This is a genomic window from Bradyrhizobium sp. Ses1 (genome assembly GCF_059512365.1).
In genome coordinates this window covers 1-5723 of the sequence record NZ_JCAMOQ010000123.1, presented here as the reverse complement: position 1 = coordinate 5723, position 5723 = coordinate 1, and the positions used below count along the sequence as shown (strand labels likewise).

Here is a 5723-nt window from a genome sequence, read left to right as displayed (position 1 = left end):
AGGTGGACTTCTCTTGCTTCGGGGATCATCCATATCTTGAATCACGACTCACGATCCAAGAAAAGTGGGTACTAGGTGCACTCCCTCAACCTACTTCCGGCAAGAAACCCGATCCGCTTAATCGCCTCGCCTGGAATTGCGGGCATCAAGACAATGTACTATCTGAGATTCAGCTCGGACGCCTGAGTTCATCGATGGCCGAAGGCGTCGGCAGCGTACGTGATTTAATCGGATGCTGCGCGGCCGCGATTGCAGTGGCCGCCTCGAGGTGGGGCGATGAACGTCCATGCGGGATCAGTTTGGTTTGTGCGCCAGGCGGCCCCGACTCGACAGTCGACAGTTTTCCGAGGCCGAACGTGACCGAGAACCAAGCAGACTCATGGGTTATGTGGAACCCAACGTGGGGGGGCGGATCCCCACTATAATGGGATCAACGAGATCAAGTTCGTGCTGCGCGCACGTGCGAGGCGTTTCATCCGCTCGTTCACTGTATTTGATCTGCGCCCCGACCGATGAACTCGAGCACCGACTGCGCCTTGTGGATCTCACGTGAGAGGCGCTTAAAGATCCGGATCGTGGACGCAAGGGTAACGATAAGTCCGACCCTCTCGCATGCTAGCTCAAAATGATCGGTAACCTGTTCGTTAGTGGGTGCAATGCCAGTCTGCAGGGAACTGATCGTTAATGATGCGAGCATGTGCTCGACTACGTCTTTTTCGGCCTGACTCAAGACCTGCTTCCTTCTGAATGTTGGTTCGCCCGTAAGAGCCAGGCCATTGATCCTCGGCGCCGTTGTGATCGCCTTGAACGATCGGCCAAAGCCATTGTGTATAGGGCGCCTCCGTTTCCACGACGGTCACATCCGGGCTCACGAAACACTGCCCGAGACAGCTTTCCGTCGACCTCCAGGCTCTACCTCCGGGGCCTGCGGCCTCACTTCAACTTCGATGTCGCCCGGCTTGAAATTCGAAGAGGCCAGATTTGCGTCTCGGGCATCGCATCTACCGGAAAGGATCGCCATTTCGTTGCTAGGGAAAACCGCTTCGCACTGTCCTGATCGGCTCAAGGCTTCCACGTCAGTGTCTGCACCGGTGGAGGCCGACGGTTAGGAAGCGATCGAGCATGGCATTCACCTGATCTGCGACCTCGATCGTGTTATAATGTCCGGCGAGCATCGTCTTTGCTATGACCAGCTGTGGGCAGATCTCCTGGAGCCGATCGAGCTCGCGCGCCATGTTGACCAGCGGAACATCGGCCGAAATGTAAGCCATGGGGATCCAGCAGGCCTCTGCAGCCGGGACCGGATCATAGTTCAGGATAGCGTTCCGTATCATCGAATCGGCGACATGCTGTGGCGTTCTCTCGCAAGGCGGAAGTACATAGGTATCGTAGATCATCTTTCGCCGGGCGGGATCTTCGAAATCGCAGCCGAGCTCCCACGCGTTCGCCCTTAAGACCGCCAGATAGTTGGGCCCGCCGATGCCTTCCAGCAGCGTCCGAACTTCGGGAGATTCGCGCAACATCGGGGGTGGCATGACAATTGTATCGATCATCACCATGCCTGCGGCCAGATCCGGATAGCGGCCGCAAAGTTCGAGCGCGATCCGACCTCCCATGCTGTGGCCGATGACGACCGGCTTGTGCAGTTTTAGTTGAGCGCACTGCCAAGCGATATCGTCCGCAAATCCTTCGATTGTGTAGTCTTGCCGGGGTGCGTCGCTGGAGCCGTGACCGCGAAGATTGACGGCCACGACGCGACGGCTTTGAGCGAAGTGGGCGATCTGGGGTGCGAAGATGCCGTGGTCACCTGTCCAGCCATTCACAAGGAGCAGCGGAGGGACTTGCGCGGTTGCCGGTCCAGCCTCAACGTGCGCCAAACATATACCGTCGCGGCTCAACCGAACGGGCTTCAACTTGTCATCAGAGATCACGGTCTTTCCTCCTGAGCTTGGCTTGCTTTCCAAGCACCTCGGCTCGTCCTTCGGCAGGACGAACGACTCCGACGTAAGCGGCGAGCGCCAACAAGCAGAAAGCAAACATCACTATCGCCATCGAAAATGCGGAATGCCCGTCAAAAAGAGCAGCGACCATTGCGCTTGATGAAGCAGCGCCGATCATTTGCACGAAAGCTCTTGCGGCACTGATGGATCCCACGATTTCGGGCATCTGCCGCAGTGCCTCGTTCGTAGCATGCGGCGAGATCAAGCCGAACGACAATGCTACACCGAGCATTACCAACGCTACGACAACAGCCGAATTGCCTCCCGCGAGCGCCATAAGAAGCAGAGATGTGGCCAGGATGGTCGAGAGTGCGAGCCCCGCCGCAATGACTTGCGCGGGCGATAGTTCCCAACGGCTGAGTTTTCTGCTGACCCGGGTGCCGGCCATGACCGACAGCGAACTTGCTCCGAAGACCACACCATATTCATACGGCTTGAGACCCAGAGCATTGATGAAGAATAGGGATGAGCCGGTGAAGTAAGCGAACATCGCTCCGGCAGCCGCCGCGTTGCAAAGGATGTTGCCCACGCAGATGGGATGCCGCAGAATGCGAAGATAGTTCCGGACAATCGCCGCAGGGCTTAGCCTAACGTTCGGATCAATTCTCGCGCTCTCGCTGACGCCTGACATTGCCACAAGCAGCACCAATGCCCCTGCGATTGGCACGAGGTAGATGGCCCGCCAGCTACTGAACGCAAGGAGGGCCGCGCCAATGGTCGGTGCTATCATTGGGACGGTGTAGATCGCCGAAACCAGGTTAGCCATCTTTGCGGCTGCAGCCTCGCCATCAAAGATGTCCCTGACAATTGCAAAGGCAGCAATTGCAGTGGCGGAAGCACCGGCTGCCTCGATCGCGCGAAAGATCAGGAGCTGGGGCAATGAAAAGGACAGCATGCAGCCCACGCTTGCGCTGACAACAAGTACACAGCCAAACAGAACGATAGGCTTGCGACCGACGTGATCCGATATCGGCCCGTAAGCGAGCGCAGTGGCTCCCAAGCTCATGAAATAGACGCTCATCGCCAAACCCACTTCGGCCGAGGTCGCTTTGAGATCGTCTGCCATGGCCGAAAGGCTTGGGAGGATCGTGTCAATGCCAAACGTTGGCAAGGAAGCCATAAGACCAAGCAACAAGGTGAAGGCGAATGAATGGGGATGAATACGCAAGGCCAGCTATTCTTTGATTTGCGTCTAGGCTAGCGCCTGCCCCAGGACGGAGGTGTTTTTCGCCAGCGAGTGGCAATTCATCGAACAGTCGCCGTTTCGCTGATCGTCAGGCCGGTCCCGGACGAACCCGATTCACGACTGGCTGCGTCGCTGACGTCCGACAGCGGCGAGAAGCTCCATCTCGTGGACAAGCCCAGATGCATCGATATCGGCCCTAATAGCCTCACCAAGCTTCCGGGCTGCGACTTTGAATTGCGGTTCGGTGATCAGCCGGTTTATCGCGGCCGCTATCTCCTGTTCGGAAGCCGTCGGTCCCAATCGAAGTCCCACACCCTTCGCCTCGACTCGCGCAGCGTTGGCCAACTGGTCTCGTGCCATTGGCAGAACGAGTTGCGGCAAAGCGTTGATCAGTGAACGGGTGACGGTGCCGTGGCCGCCTTGTGATATGACCAGCGAAACGTCTGCCATGACTGAGTCATGGGGAGCACCGCGCATCACATTCACGTTCTGCGGCGCACGAAAGTCGACCATGTCCAGATTCGGGCCTGTTGTGAAAACACCATCGATCTCAATCTTCCCGACGGCGTCGATGACACGCTGGAACAGATCGCGCTGGTTCTGCGCACCTGTGCTACAGGCGATCAGCGCGCGGGGACGATCAGGCTGCGCGGGCCATGGTGCCTGCCACGACTTTGACCAATTCGGCACATCGAGCAACGGTCCGATATAGCGGAAATTGTCCGGAAGGGAGGTGGCTTCGAAGTCGAACGCCCGACTGGTCGCGAGCAGAACTCGGTCAGCCCGGTCGAACAGATCCATAACGTCCGGAAGAACGGGAAGTCCGAAATCAACGCGGGCCCGATTGAGGATAGGAAGAGACGCATTCATCGCGCCATTGAGAGCGGCACAGGCCGCTGCCACCTCGGCGCACTCCTCTGGCGTTTTCGGCTGGCCCAATCCGGAGGTCGCCGGCGGTATTCCCGGCAGGATCCGAAGGCTGACGTGAGGTGAAAGAAACGCGAAGGGGACGCCGGACGCTTCCGCCCCGAGTGCCGCTCCGAACAGAAAATCGACGCTAAGGACGGCATCCGTTGGCAGGCGGCCAATTTCGTCCCGAATATCGGTCGCGTAAGCAGAGCAAGGCTCAAAGACGACCCTTCGCATCCGATCTCGCAGGTTCGAGACATCCGCTGGATCCGCAGCCTCACCGATTGGGGCGTTTCGCCATGACACGAACTCGAAGCCGGCGGCGGCAACTTCTGCACGCATGGCCGGGTCCGCAATGACCCGAACATGATGACCATGCCGGCGCAACCGCCGGGCGGCGGTGAGCAGCGGACTGAGGTTTCCCAAGGTGCCCCACGAGGCGAGGAGAAAGCAGTAAGATGTCACAGAAGTTCAGCTCCTTCGCAGTGGTACCCGAATGCGGCGCTCTCGCCACTTGCATACGAAGATCGGGCCACGCGTGCGCGGTCCTAAGAAGGCCGCAACGTGCCATGCGGCCCAGCCATTGCGGCTCTCGCCTTACCCACATAGGTAACTCCGCGTTACGGCAGCCCGGCCGCCCCAAGCGCTTCCACCGCCTGATTTATCTCCACGGCACACCACTACGAGCCCTCTTGGAGTTGTGTGATCTTCGATCTGCCTTGACTCCAATCTGTTTCGACGTGCCATCACGCGAAGTGACGCAGCCTCTCGAAAAGCACACCGACTGAGCGCGTCCGGAGGATGCTCGCGCTTCATGCGTTGGAAGACACGAGTCACTCAATACTAACGCCGCGTGGCATTCAAATTTGAGTTGCGAATGAGCAATGGACGCTCGCGCGGGTGTGGCTTTTGTCGAGTTTTTCAAGCCTACAACCTTACGCCACGTGAGATTCAAGCTGTTTTTGTTGGTCTCAGAAGCTCATTCGATTCCGCCGCGAGCGCGGTGCATCTCCTCGCCATACCGCCTGATGGTAGACAAAATCACAGCCGTTCCCAAGTCCAAGGTCGGCAGGCGTATTGGTCGTCTCGACGACGAGGATATCGTACGGCTCAATAAAGCGATAATGGTGTTCCTCGGCATGGCCGTATTACCCAGGAGCGGAACAAAGCGAGGCCGTGGCCGCTGCCATAAGCACCGAGGCGGCCACACCGAAAGCGCAGCACTTCGTAAGCACCGTAATGGTCAACGCGTGCCGCTAACACATTGGAAGTAAGGGCCATCATTTCCGTGTGCGGCTCATCGCGCAGGGCCATGAACTTAGCGATGTATCGTTTCCTACAGTTAGTGAGCGAGCATTGCTTTCGAGGTTGTCGCGCTCGACGTCGCTCAAGCGATATAGCGGGGCTGAAAGGTACGGCCCCGCCCTACTTAACTCGAAGGGTTTCGAAAGGCCTCTTGGTTCAATTTTCATCCAGCAGCCTTCGAGTGATAGCATCGATTTCATGAGCTATGCGGGAAACTGGGTGATGACGGACTGAGATAGGCGGCGGGGTGCCGTCCGGAACGCGGTTGGAATTTGCTTGGCGCGTTCTCCGGGTAACGTGAAAGTATCGTTTCAGGCGGCGAG

Annotated in this window: 3 protein-coding genes; all 3 read right to left on the bottom strand. The window is 58.1% G+C overall.

Translation table 11 applies throughout. The features are described from left to right. Nucleotides 1–1076: 1076 nt before the first annotated feature. Nucleotides 1077–1931, bottom strand: coding sequence for an alpha/beta fold hydrolase (locus AC5ZG5_RS45525; RefSeq protein ID WP_456647131.1), 855 nt, complete (start codon nt 1929–1931; stop codon nt 1077–1079). After that, complete coding sequence (locus tag AC5ZG5_RS45520; protein WP_456647130.1) at nt 1921–3168, bottom strand: Bcr/CflA family efflux MFS transporter; 1248 nt, start codon at nt 3166–3168, stop codon at nt 1921–1923. The genes AC5ZG5_RS45525 and AC5ZG5_RS45520 overlap by 11 nt, the downstream gene beginning before the upstream one ends. A 132-nt stretch (nt 3169–3300) precedes the next feature. Further along, entirely contained in the window at nt 3301–4332 is a 1032-nt protein-coding gene (locus tag AC5ZG5_RS45515) for a glycosyltransferase (protein ID WP_456647129.1), read from the bottom strand. Nucleotides 4333–5723 lie beyond the last annotated feature (1391 nt).